This is a genomic window from Paraburkholderia elongata, assembly GCF_013177735.1.
GTDB lineage: Bacteria > Pseudomonadota > Gammaproteobacteria > Burkholderiales > Burkholderiaceae > Paraburkholderia > Paraburkholderia elongata.
The window spans coordinates 77,182-92,190 of sequence record NZ_WOEZ01000043.1 but is presented as its reverse complement, the minus strand read 5'-3'; the positions used below and the strand labels follow the sequence as shown (position 1 = coordinate 92,190).

Annotated in this window: 13 protein-coding genes, 1 pseudogene and 1 other annotated feature; of the genes and pseudogenes, 2 read left to right on the top strand and 12 right to left on the bottom strand. The window is 57.9% G+C overall.

Annotated elements, in window-relative coordinates:
• The 4 genes from GNZ13_RS08895 to GNZ13_RS08880 all read right to left on the bottom strand — a co-directional run bounded on the left by GNZ13_RS08895 (position 1) and on the right by GNZ13_RS08880 (position 4,457).
• The gene (locus GNZ13_RS08895) at positions 1-978 is read right to left on the bottom strand and encodes an LLM class oxidoreductase (protein ID WP_172162398.1); all 978 of its coding nucleotides are present in this window, start codon (positions 976-978) and stop codon (positions 1-3) included.
• Between the two features lie 519 nt (positions 979-1,497).
• Entirely contained in the window at positions 1,498-2,601 is a 1,104-nt protein-coding gene (locus GNZ13_RS08890) for a mandelate racemase/muconate lactonizing enzyme family protein (protein WP_172162396.1), read from the bottom strand.
• Between the two features lie 111 nt (positions 2,602-2,712).
• Positions 2,713-3,639, bottom strand: a complete 927-nt coding sequence (locus tag GNZ13_RS08885; protein ID WP_216674765.1) for a ketopantoate reductase family protein — start codon at positions 3,637-3,639, stop codon at positions 2,713-2,715.
• Between the two features lie 137 nt (positions 3,640-3,776).
• A complete protein-coding gene (locus GNZ13_RS08880) occupies positions 3,777-4,457 on the bottom strand; it encodes a FadR/GntR family transcriptional regulator (protein WP_172162394.1) in 681 nt (226 codons plus the stop codon).
• Between the two features lie 181 nt (positions 4,458-4,638).
• On the opposite strand from GNZ13_RS08880, the gene GNZ13_RS08875 reads away from it, so the two are divergent.
• A complete protein-coding gene (locus tag GNZ13_RS08875) occupies positions 4,639-5,754 on the top strand; it encodes an enolase C-terminal domain-like protein (RefSeq protein WP_328807203.1) in 1,116 nt (371 codons plus the stop codon).
• A 300-nt stretch (positions 5,755-6,054) separates the two neighbouring features.
• Complete coding sequence (locus GNZ13_RS08870; RefSeq protein WP_328807202.1) at positions 6,055-7,503, top strand: MFS transporter; 1,449 nt, start codon at positions 6,055-6,057, stop codon at positions 7,501-7,503.
• Here the strand turns inward: GNZ13_RS08870 and GNZ13_RS54175 are convergent.
• The 8 genes and pseudogenes from GNZ13_RS54175 to GNZ13_RS08835 all read right to left on the bottom strand — a co-directional run bounded on the left by GNZ13_RS54175 (position 7,409) and on the right by GNZ13_RS08835 (position 14,535).
• Positions 7,409-7,615 (bottom strand): TOTE conflict system archaeo-eukaryotic primase domain-containing protein, encoded by a 207-nt coding sequence (locus tag GNZ13_RS54175; protein ID WP_407945616.1) that lies wholly within the window; start codon positions 7,613-7,615, stop codon positions 7,409-7,411. The two genes, GNZ13_RS08870 and GNZ13_RS54175, sit on opposite strands and share 95 nt — an antisense overlap.
• 199 nt (positions 7,616-7,814) lie before the next feature.
• Complete coding sequence (locus GNZ13_RS08865; protein WP_172162392.1) at positions 7,815-8,828, bottom strand: D-cysteine desulfhydrase family protein; 1,014 nt, start codon at positions 8,826-8,828, stop codon at positions 7,815-7,817.
• 41 nt (positions 8,829-8,869) lie between these two features.
• Positions 8,870-9,079: pseudogene (locus GNZ13_RS08860) on the bottom strand (MlrC C-terminal domain-containing protein); the annotation flags it as partial.
• Between the two features lie 193 nt (positions 9,080-9,272).
• Positions 9,273-10,982 carry an FAD-dependent oxidoreductase gene (locus tag GNZ13_RS08855; protein WP_172162390.1) on the bottom strand — a complete coding sequence of 570 codons (1,710 nt, stop codon included), beginning with the start codon at positions 10,980-10,982 and terminating at the stop codon, positions 9,273-9,275.
• A gap of 332 nt (positions 10,983-11,314) precedes the next feature.
• Positions 11,315-11,431, bottom strand: a sequence feature (AL1L pseudoknot).
• Positions 11,432-11,627: 196 nt separating this feature from the next.
• Positions 11,628-11,921, bottom strand: a complete 294-nt coding sequence (locus GNZ13_RS08850; RefSeq protein ID WP_172162388.1) for a DUF1330 domain-containing protein — start codon at positions 11,919-11,921, stop codon at positions 11,628-11,630.
• Positions 11,860-12,345, bottom strand: coding sequence for a DUF3331 domain-containing protein (locus GNZ13_RS08845; RefSeq protein WP_236001902.1), 486 nt, complete (start codon positions 12,343-12,345; stop codon positions 11,860-11,862). Before GNZ13_RS08845 ends, GNZ13_RS08850 begins: the two co-directional genes overlap by 62 nt.
• A 178-nt stretch (positions 12,346-12,523) precedes the next feature.
• Positions 12,524-13,132, bottom strand: coding sequence for an NAD(P)H:quinone oxidoreductase (wrbA, locus tag GNZ13_RS08840; protein WP_172162384.1), 609 nt, complete (start codon positions 13,130-13,132; stop codon positions 12,524-12,526).
• A gap of 425 nt (positions 13,133-13,557) precedes the next feature.
• Positions 13,558-14,535, bottom strand: a complete 978-nt coding sequence (locus GNZ13_RS08835) for a LysR family transcriptional regulator (protein WP_172162382.1) — start codon at positions 14,533-14,535, stop codon at positions 13,558-13,560.
• Positions 14,536-15,009: the final 474 nt, after the last annotated feature.

Below are 15,009 nucleotides of genomic sequence, written 5' to 3'. Positions count from 1 at the left end.
TCACAGCGCACCCAAGGCCGGAAAACGCGGCACGACATAGGTGGCGAGCTCATCGAGCACCGCCTCCGCGGGCCGGCTTCCGAACTTCAAGTTGAGCAGTACGTGGTTCGCGCCTGCTCGCTCCAGCGCCTCCAGATGCCGCATCAACCAGCTGCGTCCCAGACGGTGGCCGTTATGGATCGGCGTGGGCGATACGTCCGGATCGGCGACCAGATCGATCTTGTACGGCAACGCAAACGGCTTGAACGTACCGGGCGCGACGGCATCGACTGTGTTGTGCCATTGCCGGATCAGTTCCACCTGGAAGTCCAGGGGGCGTAGATAGGTGATCCACCCGTCCGCCCTGCTCGCGATCCATTCGACCGATTGCTGGCTGTTACCGGTGACGATTAACGGAACCCGCGCCGAAATGGGCTTGGGTACGGGGTCGGCGCCGTATAGCGTGCCATATCGGCTCTCGAATTCCGGATACGTGTTGCCCCAAACGGTGTTCAGATAGTCCACCTGCTCGCGGAACAGAACACCGCGTTCTTCGCGGTCGACACCGAACGCCGGAAATTCCACCGGGCGGTCGCCCGAGGCGATGCCGAGCACGAGACGGCCGCCGGTGAACTGATCGATACTGGCTGCCGCCTTGGCGGTGTGCAACGGATGGCGCAACGGCAGCACAATAGCTGCGGGAAACAGGGCGATGGACTCGGTCTGACCGGCCACATATCCAAGCCACGTCCAGGGGTCGTAGATTTGACCCAGATCGCCAAACGTCGGATCGCGCAGTGGCACGTCGCGTACGCCAAGCGCGGCGAACCCCACCTGCTCGGCCTTGCGAGCGAGCAGAATCTGATCGCGCATGGTTGGCGCATCGCCGGGATACGACTCGATTGCGAACGTCAGGCCAAGTGTCAGGCGACCGCGCCCAAACATACGCGAAAAGCCGGGATTGGCCTGCGGCGCGGCATGGGGCGACGGTGTCAGCATGGCAGGCACCTTGGTGAGTGGGTGAGCTCGGCCGGGCGGAACAAACGCCAGGCGAATGCGCAGGGAATGTCCAGCAGGTGGTCGGCCGAGCGGCCGGCACTGTTGCCACAAGTCGTCGCCACGGAAGCGTGTTGCGGGTTAGTGTTCATTTGAATAGCCTGATAATCTCGAGAGACACCATGACGTTTCGGTCGTGATCGGAATGCTCCGTATTCTGGACGACCTTCGGCGCGAAATTATTACAGTGCGTGGCAATTCAATTGTTCCTGGGTGTCAACCATGCATTGGTGCCGTGCATGCATTGCACCGCGTATGGACGCTTGCTGGACGTTTGGAGAAACACTCATGCCGATCCGATTCGTCGGCCTGGTGGGGACAGCGCCGGACGTTTCCTTGGCGAGCAAAGAGTAAGATATCCTGATGATTTCGTCCGACCATGCTCCGTTGCCGCCGCGTAATCGCGACATCCCGTTCCGCAATCGGCGCGCCCGGCATAGGCGCGAGCCAAACACTCCCCTTTTACGCCACGCGATATTCGCGGATGACGTCCGGATTCGGCTCAAGGCCCAGTCCAGGACGTTGAGGGACCGCGATCGCCCCATCCCGCGGGACGATGGCGTCACTATACAGCTGTGCCTCGAGGTCCAGACATCGCCATTCAACCAGGGCGCCTGCGCCGCCCAGCGCCGCGCTCGCATGCACGCTCGCGAGCAACCCCGGGCCGTCATAAAAGGAATGGACCGCCACTTCAACATTGTTGGCATTTGCAATCGCAAATACCTTCTTCAATTCCGTGATGCCCCCCATTTTGGCGGGGCTCGGCTGAATAAAATCAACCGCCTTCGCCTCAAGCAGGTGCTGAAAATCCATTAGCGTCGATGCGTTCTCGCCGGCGGCAATCGGAATACCTCCTTCGCGGCGCACCTGCGCGAGCCCAGAATAGTTTTCCGGGGGCCAGACAGGTTCTTCGAGCCAACGGAGATTGAATTCCCGGAGCTTGTTCGTCATGTCGAGTCCTTCGCGCACGGACCAGGCACAGTTGACGTCGACAGTGATCTCTATGTCATCGCCGGCTGCTTCGCGAGCAGCACGGATGCAGTCGATATTGACTTCGTGCAGTTTGAGATGGCGAAAGCCATTCTTCAGCGCACGCTCAACATGTTCTTTCACCAGCGCGGGGTCGGAATATCGGACCAGGCTGGCGTAGCACCGCAGGGACGTCGCGTCGGCGCCGCCGAGCAGTGCGTGCACTGGCTGGTTCGCCACCTTGCCCGCGATATCCCAAAGCGCGATATCGATCGCGGACAGTCCGAAGATAACGGCCCCGCTACGCCCGAAGATATGAAACTGCTTCTGTAGGTCAAGCGTCAGCTTCTCCAGCAGTGCTGCGTCGCGACCCACCAGCGCGGGCGCGAGGATCGAATCGATCGCAGCCCTGGCGGCTGGAATGCCTGCGAAACCGAACGTTTCGCCCCAGCCCACTACCCCCGTATCCGTTACGACTTTGACAATCAGCGAATCGACCGTCGGCAGTCCTTTCCCACCCCACGATCCGATTTCCAGCCGGCCCTCGCCGGCAAGGGGAATCCGCAGTTGAATCGACTCAACGCTGGCGATCTTCACGATGTTCGTGTCCTCATGTTATCGACCGGCGGCCGCCCGCACCATGGCGAGGCGGGGGCGCCGCTCAAGCTGGTGTATTACTACGGCCTTGCCTTGCTCGTCCCGCCTGGGTCAGGCCTTTGCATGACCATTGACGTACGGCGACAGCGCATTGGTGATCAAGGTGTTGACGGGCACGGGGACATCCACTTCCCGGGCCAGCGACACCACGCCACCACCGAGCCAAGGCAGTTCAAGGCGGTTGCCCTTTTCCATGTCGTGGAACATCGAAGACGTCATCGTGTAGGGAAGGTTGTCGACCAGTTCCATGCATTGGCCGGCATAGTCTTCTGGCAACGAAACACCATGTGCGCGCCCCACCAGCACACCCTCCGCGATAACGGAGCGAAGCACACCCCGGCTGCCCTCACTTTCGCGAATCGGCCCGATTGTCAGGTGAGTGAGGCAGGTCATGGAAGACAGTCCGACCAGGAAGACGTATTTCTCCCAGAGCACTCGCGCGATATTGTCGGACAGCGTCGCCTCGACGCCGGCGTCGGCGAAGCTGCGCACCAGTTCCTCCGTGCGCGCACGCTTCTGGCCGTCGTATTCACCGAGCTTGATACGTTGCAGGGCGCCAACTTGCTTGATCACGCCAGGGCGACCAATTGATGTCGCCACATAGCCCACGCCGCCGATCACGTTTTCCTTGCCAAACTCGCGCCTCAAGACGTAGTCCTTGATCACGCCGTTCTGCAAAGAGAGCACCGCGGTGTTCGGGCCGGCGATCTTCCTCAGGTCGCGCGCAATATCCTCCAGGTCCCACATTTTGACGGCGACGATGATCAGGTCGGGGCGATCCAACGACAGGATGTCATCGGTCGCCTTCACTTTCGCCGAGACGTTATTGCCGAGGTCGTTTTCAATGTGGAGACCTGTTTCCTGCATGGCCCTCAGGTGCGCGCCGCGCGCCACGAACGTCACGTCGTGGCCGGCTTGCACCAGCTTCAGCCCATAAAACCCACCCACGCCACCTGAGCCAATCACTGCAATTTTCATCTCGTCCTCTCCAAATTGGGTAACCAATTAATCAATTGGTTCATTCTCCCCGAACCAATTTGGAGTGTCAAACAAAAAATCACGCGTGGAGCGGAACAGAGGGCGAGGCGCACGGGCAGCCGCCGGGTCGCGACCGATCACGGATGCAGCAAAGCCGAAGTGATGTATTGCAAATGCTCGCGCGCGGCACCGAATGCCGCCGCCGCGTCACGGCTGCGTATCGCGGCCAGTATTTTGTCGTGCTCCTTGCGCGAGGCAACACGGCGCTCGGCGGTAAGGAAGCGCTGGCGAATACTGCCCCACTCTGCCTGCGCATCGGCCGTCATGAAAGCTTCGTACGCGCTGATCAATAGCGGGTTGTGCGTGGCTATGGCAATCGCGCGGTGGAAGCCTTCGTCGGCCACCTCGTACGCGTCGAAGTTGTCCGCATTGTGGTAGCGCCGCGCACACTCGGCGAGCCGCTCCAGATCGAGCGTCGTGCAATTCATGGCCGCGAGGCTCGCGAGATTGGGCTCGAACGCGAAGCGGGCCTCGACGATCTGCTTCGGACTGACGTCGAGCGCTTCCGCTTGCGCGCGCGCCGGGCCTGCCCGTTCGGCAGCCCCTCCGGCGGTCTGCTTGACGAGATAAGTGCCACTGCCGACCTTGCGCATGACGCGACCCTCGGTCTCCATGACGGACAAGGCTTTGCGGATCACGTTGCGCGACACCCCCAGCTGCTCCGCCAGGACGCGCTCGGTCGGCAGTTTCGCTCCGGCTGTGGTACCGGTGCCCAGCAGATGACTGCGTACCATTTCGACGTTTACATCATTCTTCACTTTGTGTGCACTCCAAAGCGTGGATTGATCGACGGCCGCCTCCGAGTCGATCAGGGCAGTCACAGGGGGTATTGTATTGGGTACCCAATTATAGGGATAGCCCGAATTGGTTAAATTTTGGTTACCATTTGGTCCAATATGGTTTATAACTCTACCACCGTGACCTACATGGAGAAATGACGTGACTGCTGGTTCCTCGTCTGGCGTTCAGCCTGTTTTGCATATCTCAGCCATCCGCACCCGCTATGTGATGGTGCCCATGCGCTTTCCGTTGGGCACCAGTGCCGCCAGAATGACAGCCGCACCGTTGTTGTTAGTGGACCTTGAGACCAAGGAAGGGGTGGTGGGCCGTAGCTATCTCTTCTGTTACCGGGAAAGCGGAGCCAGGGCCATCGCGGAAGTCATGAAGGAAGCCGCGGGGCTGATCGACGGCATGCCGGTGGCGCCCGCCGGGCTTGGCGAACTGCTTGGACGGCGCTACGCTCTGCTTGGCGTGACGGGCGTAGTGCGGATGGCGCTCGCCGCTATCGACATTGCGTCGTGGGATGCCCTGGCGGTGGCGGCCAACATGCCGCTCGCCACGTTTTTGGGCGGAAGCCTCGAACCAATTCGTGCCTATAACAGCGACGGGCTGGGAATGATGTCGGCGAAGGAGGCCGCGGACGAGGCCGTCAAGTTGCTCGAACCAGGCTTCGATGCGGTGAAGCTGCGGCTTGGCCACCCCAATCCTGCTACCGATCTTGATGTAACGAAGGCCGTGCGCGCGGCGATTGGCGAGTCCGTCGAACTGATGGTGGACTATAACCAGGCGCTGACGGTACCCGACGCGATCCGGCGCGGGCTCGACCTGCGGGATATGAACATCTATTGGCTGGAAGAGCAGATTCGCCACAACGATCTGCAAGGCTACGCGGCGATCGCGAGCGAATTGACTACCCCGATCCAGCTCGGCGAAAACCTCGATGGCCCTGAGGCCGTATACGACGCCGTGGCGGCGAAGGCCGCCGACTACCTCATGCTGGACGTGGCGCGCATCGGTGGAGTGAGCGGATGGCTACGTGGCGCCGCCATTGCAGCCGCGCGCGGTGTGCCTGTGTCTTCGCATCTATTCCCCGAAATCAGCGTGCATTTGCTTGCCGCAACACCCACCGTCCACTGGCTCGAATACACGAGCTGGGCCGATTCGATCCTCGAAGAGCCGTTGCAGATTTCGAACGGATACCTCACGCCGCCGAACAAGCCCGGTCTGGGACTTCAGTGGTCGAAGGAAGGCATCGAGCGCTGTCGCGCGGACTGAAGGATGCGCTGGTCTCCCGGCTGCCTGCAGTCGGGTTTTTCCCAACCCTGAAACACGTTGTCTTTTAGCGCAGCTTGATAATTGCCCGGCCGGGCCGGAGAATTCCGGCCCCGGAATGTACGGCTAGCTGTGGCAGCGCGCGCTGTAGTTGAGCGGATTCTTGAGTGACGCTCGTGATTCAATGATTTTTTCTGTTTTTTTCAGACAATTAGTCTGTAATCCTTAAAAAAACAAATTGAATCACTAATTTGATCATGGACGCCTCAATCCGCTCGATTCGCCGATGAGGTGGCGCGGGCGGTGCCTCGCTACATCGATCTGACTGTACTTGCGCATCCTGACATGCCGTGCCGGAAAAACAACCAGCGCGGCATCGAAATTGAAAATGAATTACCGGAGATAACTATGCATGACGAGAACCCCTTAGCGTCGGCGTTGCGAAAGATCAATCGCCGCTACATTCCATTGCTTTTTGCGTGCTTCGTCATAGCATGGCTCGATCGTGTCAATGTAGGTTTCGCTGCACTCACGATGAGCCGGGACCTTGGTCTGTCATCAACGGCCTTTGGGATTGGCGCGGGTATTTTCTTCGTGACATACGTGATTCTCGAAGTACCCGCCAACGTCATGCTGGAACGTGTCGGCGCGCGGCGTTGGTTCGCCTTGCTCATGCTAGGATGGGGCCTTGCGTCAGGCGCCATGATATTCGTGCAAGGAGAGAAATCTCTCTATCTGGCGCGTTTGATTCTGGGCGCCGCCGAGGCAGGTTTCGCTCCTGGGGTCTTTTATTATCTGTCTCTTTGGGTGCCGGCCGAAGCGCGCGGCCGCATGATTGCCGGCTTCCTGGTGGCAATGCCAGTCGCCAGTGTGATCGGTGCCCCGTTGTCCGGACTGCTGATGCAACTGGACGGTCTTGGGGGCTTGCACGGGTGGCAATGGATGTTTCTCATCGAGACACTACCGGCCCTTGCGCTCACGCCTTTCGTCCTCCGCATACTTTGTGATCGTCCTGAGCAAGCCACGTGGTTGACCGATGCGGAGCGCGATGCGTTGAGTCGCAGTCTGGTTACCGATACCGCAGGCGTTTCCTCGGGTCATGTTGGCGTGTTGAGTACCATGCGAAACCCACTGGTGCTGGCCTTAGGCGTTGTCTATTTCGGTGTGGTCGGCCTCAACTACGAGTTGAGCTTCTTTTTACCGCAGATCGTCCACCAGTTCGGCTTATCGATCGTCCAAACAGGGTTCGTGGCCGCGATTCCGTTTTTTGTAGCCGGCATCGGCATGACCTGGTGGGGGCGCAGATCGGACCGATTGGGCGAGCGTCGCTTTCACCTGGTCATGCCGTTGGTACTGGCCGTAGCAGGACTGGCTGGCTCCACGGTCACGGATTTGCCCGTGCTTCGCCTGGTGCTGCTCTGTGTTGCCGCCTTCGGGGTGTTTTCCGCACTGCCGATTTTCTGGACATTACCGGCGGCCCTCTTTCCCCTCAGTGCGGTGGCAGCGGGTATTGCGGTTGTAAATTCGGTAGGTAGCGTGTCGGGATTCGTCGACTCATACGCCATCGGCGCAATCAAGGATGCGACCGGCTCCTTTGCAGGTGGAATGCAACTCGTTGCTGGCTTCGGCGCCATCGCAATCTGCATACTGGTTCTAATCACGCGCAACACCGCATGGGCTGCAAAGGGAAATAAACAGACGAAGCGCGCCACGCGGTCAGAGGTGGCGCCGGAAATTCCGACCGGTCGATAAGTGGAGCGGCCGGGGCCTGGATCGATGCCAGGCACGCCCACTGGTCGGCATAGGATTGAAAATCGTCGTCGACAAACATGCTGCAACCCCGTTCGCGCGGTTGCTTCTGCAAGGGCAAGGCGATTCAGGTTACCGAAGAGCACCAGTTCAATCGTGCGTGTCGGCGCTTTCTGTGCACGCTTCTTTGCGGGACGTGCTTCCGTGACGATCGCTTCAATCCCGATGACGTTTCAACCGATCGGCGCCTGGTACGGCGTAAGCTTCGCTCCACTGACATCGATCTGTATGACCAGGGACCGATAGATCCACAGTCACTGAAACGTAGTGCGATAGGCAAACAACGAAGGGGTGCCGCCACTCATGAGAAACAGAACTTTTTGTCCCGCACCGAACTTTCCATTCTCAACGTTCTGGATCAGACCCGCGAACGCTTTGCCGCTATATACCGGGTCCAGTAGAAGACCTTCCTGGCTGGCCAGAAGCGTAACTGCCCGGCGCATTGAACTGGTAGGTAGCCCGTAGCCGCTCCCGAGCTGGTCACCGTGGAGAACTACATCGTCGCCGGAAACCGTGAGACCGGAATCGATCAGGTCAAGCGTCTGCTGCACTTTTTCGTAGGTGGTGGCATAGGCTTTTTCGAGCGGCGCAAGAACCGTATAGCCCACCACTTTCGTTGGCGACACACCAGCAGCGATTGCACCGGCTACAAGCCCCGCCTGCATGCCGCCGCTGCCATTTGCAACAACAATATGGTCGAAGGCAATGCCGAATTCCCTGGACTGCTCGAGAATCTCAAGTGCACAGGAAACATAGCCCAAACAGCCGACCGGGCTCGATCCACCCAGAGGACACACATAGACTTTTCGTCCCTCGCTGCGCAATATTGCGGCGCGCTCTTCCGCAACCTGCAGTGCGCTAACGTTCCCTGGAATGTCATGAATGAGCGCGCCAAAGAGGCGGTTTAGCATCACATTGCCATTTTCGACGTAATCGCCGTCTTCGATCGGAACCAACCTTGAGAGCACCAGTTCACATTTCATTCCAAAGCGCGCAGCCGCTGCTGCCGTCAACCGGGCATGATTTGATTGTCGGCCGCCGACCGTGATGATCGTGTCGGCGCCAGCGGCCTGCGCCTCACCGATCAGAAACTCGAGTTTGCGCAGCTTGTTGCCCCCGCCCCCCAGGCCATCGACGTCTTCCCGTTTGACGTAGATTTCGGCACCGCCCAAGTGCCGGCTCAACCTGGGCAGCGCCAGAATCGGTGAAGGTCCGTCGCGCAATTGCGCTTTGGAAAACCGGGAAAGGTCCGATACTCGTAATGTCATTTAATCGCCCCACAAGTTGGCTAATCGTTCGTCTGGATCTCCAAAATCCTCATTTTCTCAGGCTGGATGCCAGCCATTCTGAAAAGGTTGCGGCAGTTCATCGGTGCCCTAACGGAACTCACCGCGACCCTCACGTCATCGATCCGGAGGTAAGCAATTGGACCGACATCAACGTGCATTCCGCGCATCATCGGACCGTCAAAGATACATTTGCCGTCCGAAAGGTGTTCAACCTCGAACGTCGCCTCGAGAGATCCTCAGACGCATCCTGTCCGACATGACTGTATTTCAATCACGCAGCTCTTCTGCACGGAGGCGAAACACACGCAAAAACGGCTGCCAGGCGCATCGGCATGAAAATATGACGATCAATCGATTCTGATCGCGCGGCGAAAGTTGATCCAAAACGTCTGCAATAGATTTTTGACCTATTGGTTGCGATTGCTATTCGGCCGTCAATAGCGCATGTATTTCGGACACTACGGCAGCACCCTCCCCGACGGCGGACGCGACGCGTTTAATCGACCCCGAGCGCACGTCGCCGATTGCGAAAACGCCTGGAACACTCGTCTGGAAGCCAAAGTGGGCAGCCGCCGACTCCGTCGAACCAGCTCGGCCGGTTATAACGAAACCTTTATCATCAACCTCGACTCCACATCCACGCAACCAGCCAGTGGCAGGGTCAGCGCCGGTAAAAAGGAAAAGATGGCGAGTCGGGATTCGTGTGCGACTCCCAGCCGAACAGAAATGAACCTCCGTCAGGCTGTCTTCGTCAGACTCGAGAGACTCGATGACAGAATTGCTATGAATTGTAACGTTGGCGAACGAGCTCACGCGATCGATCAGATATCTCGACATTGTTTCGCGCAAGCTCGCGCGTCGAATCAGTACATGTACGTGCGCTGCATAGCTCGCCAGGAAGACGATTGCCTGTCCGGCAGAATTTCCCCCTCCCACAAGCACGATTTCCGAGCCTTGACACAGACGACCCTCGATCGACGACGCCCAATAGTAGACGCCACGAATCTCAGGCTCATCGAGGCCCCTGATCTGAGGGCGACGATAGGCAGCGCCAGATGCTATAACGACCGTCTTCGCGCGGGCACACCGACCATCCCGGAGTTCGACCTTCAAGGGCGATTCGGTGCAGTGTAGTTTTGCAACTTCAGTAGGTATGACTATTTCCGCACCGAATTTAACTGCCTGCTCAAATGCGCGACTAACGAGAACGTGACCGGAGATGCCGGTTGGAAATCCGAAATAATTTTCGATCCTGGCGCTTGCGCCGGCCTGTCCGCCGAACCCCTTTGAATCGAAAACCAGCACTGACAGCCCTTCTGACGCGGCGTACACGGCAGCAGCAAGTCCGGATGGACCAGCGCCGACAATGACGACGTCGTACGTGTCGGATTCATCGAAGCCGCAGAGTAGACCAAGCTTCGACGCGAGGAGTGTTTCATCGGGATTGTGCAGGATAGAGCCATCAACCAGCACGGCTAGCGGCATCTGCCCTTCTACGCACTGTGTTTTTGAAAGGAAATCACGAGCCTCGTCGTCCGTGGTCGGATCAAGGATCCGATGCGGATGATTAGTGCGCCGTAGCATATCTGCAAGGACGATGAGTCTCGGGTCGGCCGAAGATCCGATCAGAATCGGACCACTACCATCCTGAATCAATCCGACGCGTCGAAGAATGAACGCGCGCATGATCTCTGAGCCAAGCTGAGCTTCCGCAATCATAAGCGACCGGAGTCGCTCAGGTGCGATGAGGAACGCGTCGACGTCAGTCATGGCAATCGCATCAACGAGGTATGGTTTGCCACTCAGGGTTGCCGTCTCTCCGAGAAAGTGCCCCCCACCGACCTCCTGAAAAAGGTGAGACTGCCCAAGCCCGTTTCGTACGATCAAATGTACGGTTCCACGAGTCAAGACCCTCATGCCTTCGCTCTGCTCTCCGGCGCGAAACATGACGTCGCCTGCTTTCCAGTGTTCCATCGTCCCGAAGCGAGCCGCCTTGGCTACCCGCGTTTCGGTCAAACGGGGATACATCTGATACCGACGACGCTCAATCTGGGTGCGCTGCGCCGCCTCGACGGTTTTGTAGTCTTCGGGCGCGACACGACCTCCCGGTGATACACCGCCTTTCAATGTCATGGGAGTATCCTTGCCATCAGCTGATGGCTTGCGATGAGGCGGCGGGCCATTTTTGCCATCGTTCGAATCAGAGCTCATGGTCACGGTCACACTTGAAAGCAGGATGCGCAATGATCGGAAGCGACTTCTGCCCCGCCCACCAACGTTTCGCGCAGCAGGTCGTCAACACGCATTCCCGATACACCCGCTTGGCGTTGACGGGTACGATGCTCAACGACACCCGAACGCAGGTGCGCAAGTTCCTTGGGAGCGTACGTGACGTTCTCGCGACGATGGGCGGGCACATGTCGTCCTGGATCGCCCCGCCTAGCCACATGCAGATAGTACCTCGACGCGCAATCGCGCAGTACCCCGAAAATCGACTCGACCGCATAGATCCGCCAGCGATCATCGACGAATGTGATCATCACTTCGGTCGGCGGTCGAGTTCGGTCCGTGCCAAATACGCCGAAGCCTCGCGCAGGATCTCATTGATCTGGCACAGTTCACGATCGACAGCCGCTGACTCGGCGAGGCGCGACGGGATGAACACTTGAAATGAGTGTTGCGAAATGATGAGATCCGCTTATTACCCGGCTGGAATCTGGACGTTGATGTCGGTGCGACAATGCTATCGGTTGTCGTCGCACCGTTTGAGAGAAATTTCTATTCTGAACCTTCAACAATCCGAAAATCCCGCTCAACAGCGTCGCCAAGTACCTTTAGCGTAGCTTGGTAGGCATCGCCTTCAAACGTCGCGATTGCCTGTTCGATGCTATCGAATTCGGTAACGACGGTGCGTTCAGCAATACCTGCGCCATGTGCCAGCTTCGCGGTATCACGAACCAGAAGACGTCCACCGCCATCGGCGATCGCCAGCGCGGCGAGCTTCGAATACTCAGCAAGCTGGTCCGGCTTCAGCACCTTGCGATATGACACAACCCAATACCCTTTTGCCATCTTCATCTCCTTCGTGAGGAATATCCGCCGAACTGGCGCATGCACTGACGATCACAGAACTCAAAATCATCTCGCTCCCGTTTAACGGCGCGTCCTTACCCAATCGCCGTGGGCGGTAAACAGACTGCCCTCTAAGTATGCGTTCCCCGCTGACCGCACAACGCCCGTTTTTCTGGGCGCCGCCCATCCACCACACCTGTTCGGCATAGTTGAGCGATGTGGGATCGTGCCACGACAAAGTTACCGTCGAGGGTGACAGGCGTTCAAGAATTCGAATAGTTGCACATGTGTCTCCCGCATTTCTCGCTGGCCGTTTGACCTTGCCCCTGCTTGCCCCCGACAGCACGGACGTGCGGCGACGAATCTGATCAAAATATTCGTCGTCGCAATCGCTCGGCTTTAGTCCCGAGCAACTGCTTAGCATCGCAAGAGTCTGCGACCACGGATCCAGCTGAAATACGCGTTTCATCTTGAGCTCACTATCGAAAGTGGGGCGCGGGCTCTCACGAACCGCGCCGCCCAATCTCACCGCAACTCATGTCAACTAGAAAACACCACAACGCTCCGGCACCAAAACCACACCTGGCTACCGGTGCGCCCAATCAGGAACGCCCGCGCGTAAGCGCTGCTGCAATCTCAGCAATATGGCGCCCCTGGAAACGTCCGCCTTCAAGCTCGTTCTCGCTCGGTTGACGTGACCCGTCAGCCGCGGCCACCGTCGAGGCCCCGTAAGGAGACCCACCAGTGACTTCGTCCATCTTGACCAGACCTGCGTACGCATATGGCAGACCTACGGTGATCAGTCCATGGTGCATCAGCGACGTCAGCACCGAAAAGAGAGTGGTTTCGGCACCGCCGTGTTGACTAGCGGTCGATACGAATGCACCGCCTACCTTGCCGATCAGCTTCCCCTGTGCCCACAGACCGCCCGTCTGGTCCAGAAAATTGGCCATCTGTGCAGACACGCGACCAAAGCGAGTCGGTGTTCCGATGATGATGGCATCGTAGTCGGCAAGCTCGTCGGGAGTAGCGATATCCGCGGACTGGTCGAGCTTTGCTCCAGCCTCCTTCGCAACTTCAGCGCTCAGTAGCTCAGGAACACGTTTCAGACTAACCTTCGCACCGGTCGACGCAGCGCCGTCGGCAACAGCTTTGGCGAGCGCTTCAGTGTGGCCGTAAGTCGAGTAGTACAGCACGAGAACCTTCGTCATTCTTTTCTCCGTAGCAGGGGATTCGTGGATGGCAGCAGTCTTGCCAAACCACCGTGATAGAAATTGAAACATCGTAGATAGCCTTCGTCCAGAAAAGCATGACCTGCTCCAACGGACGCAAAATGAAATGAAGTTTTTATTCGAAACGCCCGACCCACGCCTCGGCTCATCACCACGGGAAATTAGTGACGCCGTGACCGGCACCGCCTCCCGTACGAACTATAAGGTTTGAGACGTCGCTGAATAAAGGTCGCCTCACGAACAACACTTTTTACACGTGGTCAATAAAAACGGTAGATAAAATCAGCACAACCAATTTTCTGGATGTTTGTAGCGTGCTGCCCGCTTTAACGCATGGCATCGACCACATTGGTCCGACGCTCCGTAAAGTTCTTGTGACCAACCGATGCTCTCTCGTCCAGCTTTCAGACCGTTGTTAGCATGTGATCTACGTTGTGGTCCATGGGTTGTGAAATCGTCCCCATCTCATTCGGGATATTTCGGGGAACCGAGCGGAAAAACTCGGTGCAGAAATCGACGAAATTCCTGAGCCTCACAGGAAGAAGTTCGCGGTGCGAGTAGAAAAGACATATCTCGACGCCACTTTCTGACGTGGAGCACTGGGGCAAGATGTGCGTGAGATGTCCCATGGCAATGTCTTCGCGAACCATAGCTTCGGGTAAGGTCGCGATGCCGGTCCCCGTAAGCACTGCCGCCCGAAGCAGCACTTCGTTACCGTCCATGGACGACATTGGAAGCACACTCACTCTTTTCCCGTCTTCAAGCAGATCGATGAAATTCGTGCCCTTCTGCCTCGACGCGGGATCCAGCAGAAGGAAATGGTTAGCCAACTCCGAAGCGGCTTCAGGTGTACCGCATTGCTCAAGATAACCAGGTGCGGCAACGAAGATGTGCGGTGACCTGGACAACGTACGACGAATTACCGCAGACTGCTCTACAAGATGAGGCGGAAGAATCGCCATATCGAAATGGCCGTCATACAGATTCACCGCTTCTTCCTGAACGGAAACCATGAGGTTCACGTTGGGGGCGATAGCGTGATAGTTCGACACAAGTCGGGAAAAGGTTTTGCTCACCAGCATCGGGTGCACAACGAGTCGCAACCGTCCGCTGTCGATTTCTCGCTCTTGCGTAATGCGACGATTCGCTTCGTCAAGTTCTTCGAGGAGACGGCAGCAACTCAGATAGTACGGTTGCGCTGCATCTGTCACTGAAACGGATCGGGTTGTTCTATACAGGACCCGCGTCTGAATACTCTCTTCGAGCTTGGCGATGGCTTTGGAGATCGAACCGGTGGTCACGCCCAATGACGCGGCAGCCTTGCTAAAGCTTCGATGCTGTGCGACTGCAACGAACGTCCGCAACATGTATAGCTGGTCCATCTCCTACCTCGCTGATAGATTCACAAAGCGAACACCCCCGTGACTGGAACTGTCGCGGATGTAAAAATCCAGCGGCTGCCATCATCGCGGATGTACCCATCGAAAATCCGACGGACCAAATAACGGCGTTCGTACGTTCGGATTGTTGACGTATCACGTAGGAGAACAGCTTAGCAATGTTTCCAGAACGCATAGGCGGTTTGTGGCGATAGGGGTATCGTGAAAATAGATAGCCAACATGCCACCGTGTTGAGGTGGCATGTTGGCTTTGATCCCAAGACGCCCCGCGTTCCGGACTAGCGCAGGCTGGTTTGGTCGCGGTAAGGAGAGTAGATGAACCGCGATTGCCATACACAAGGCATTGCTTGTGTTGCCAGGTCGTAGAATCGATCAGCGCCTGACGGATGTCTAAAACAAGCGCACGTGCGCAGCGTGGACTATGCGCGGCCGGCGCTGCGGCCGGCCGCGTTGTGC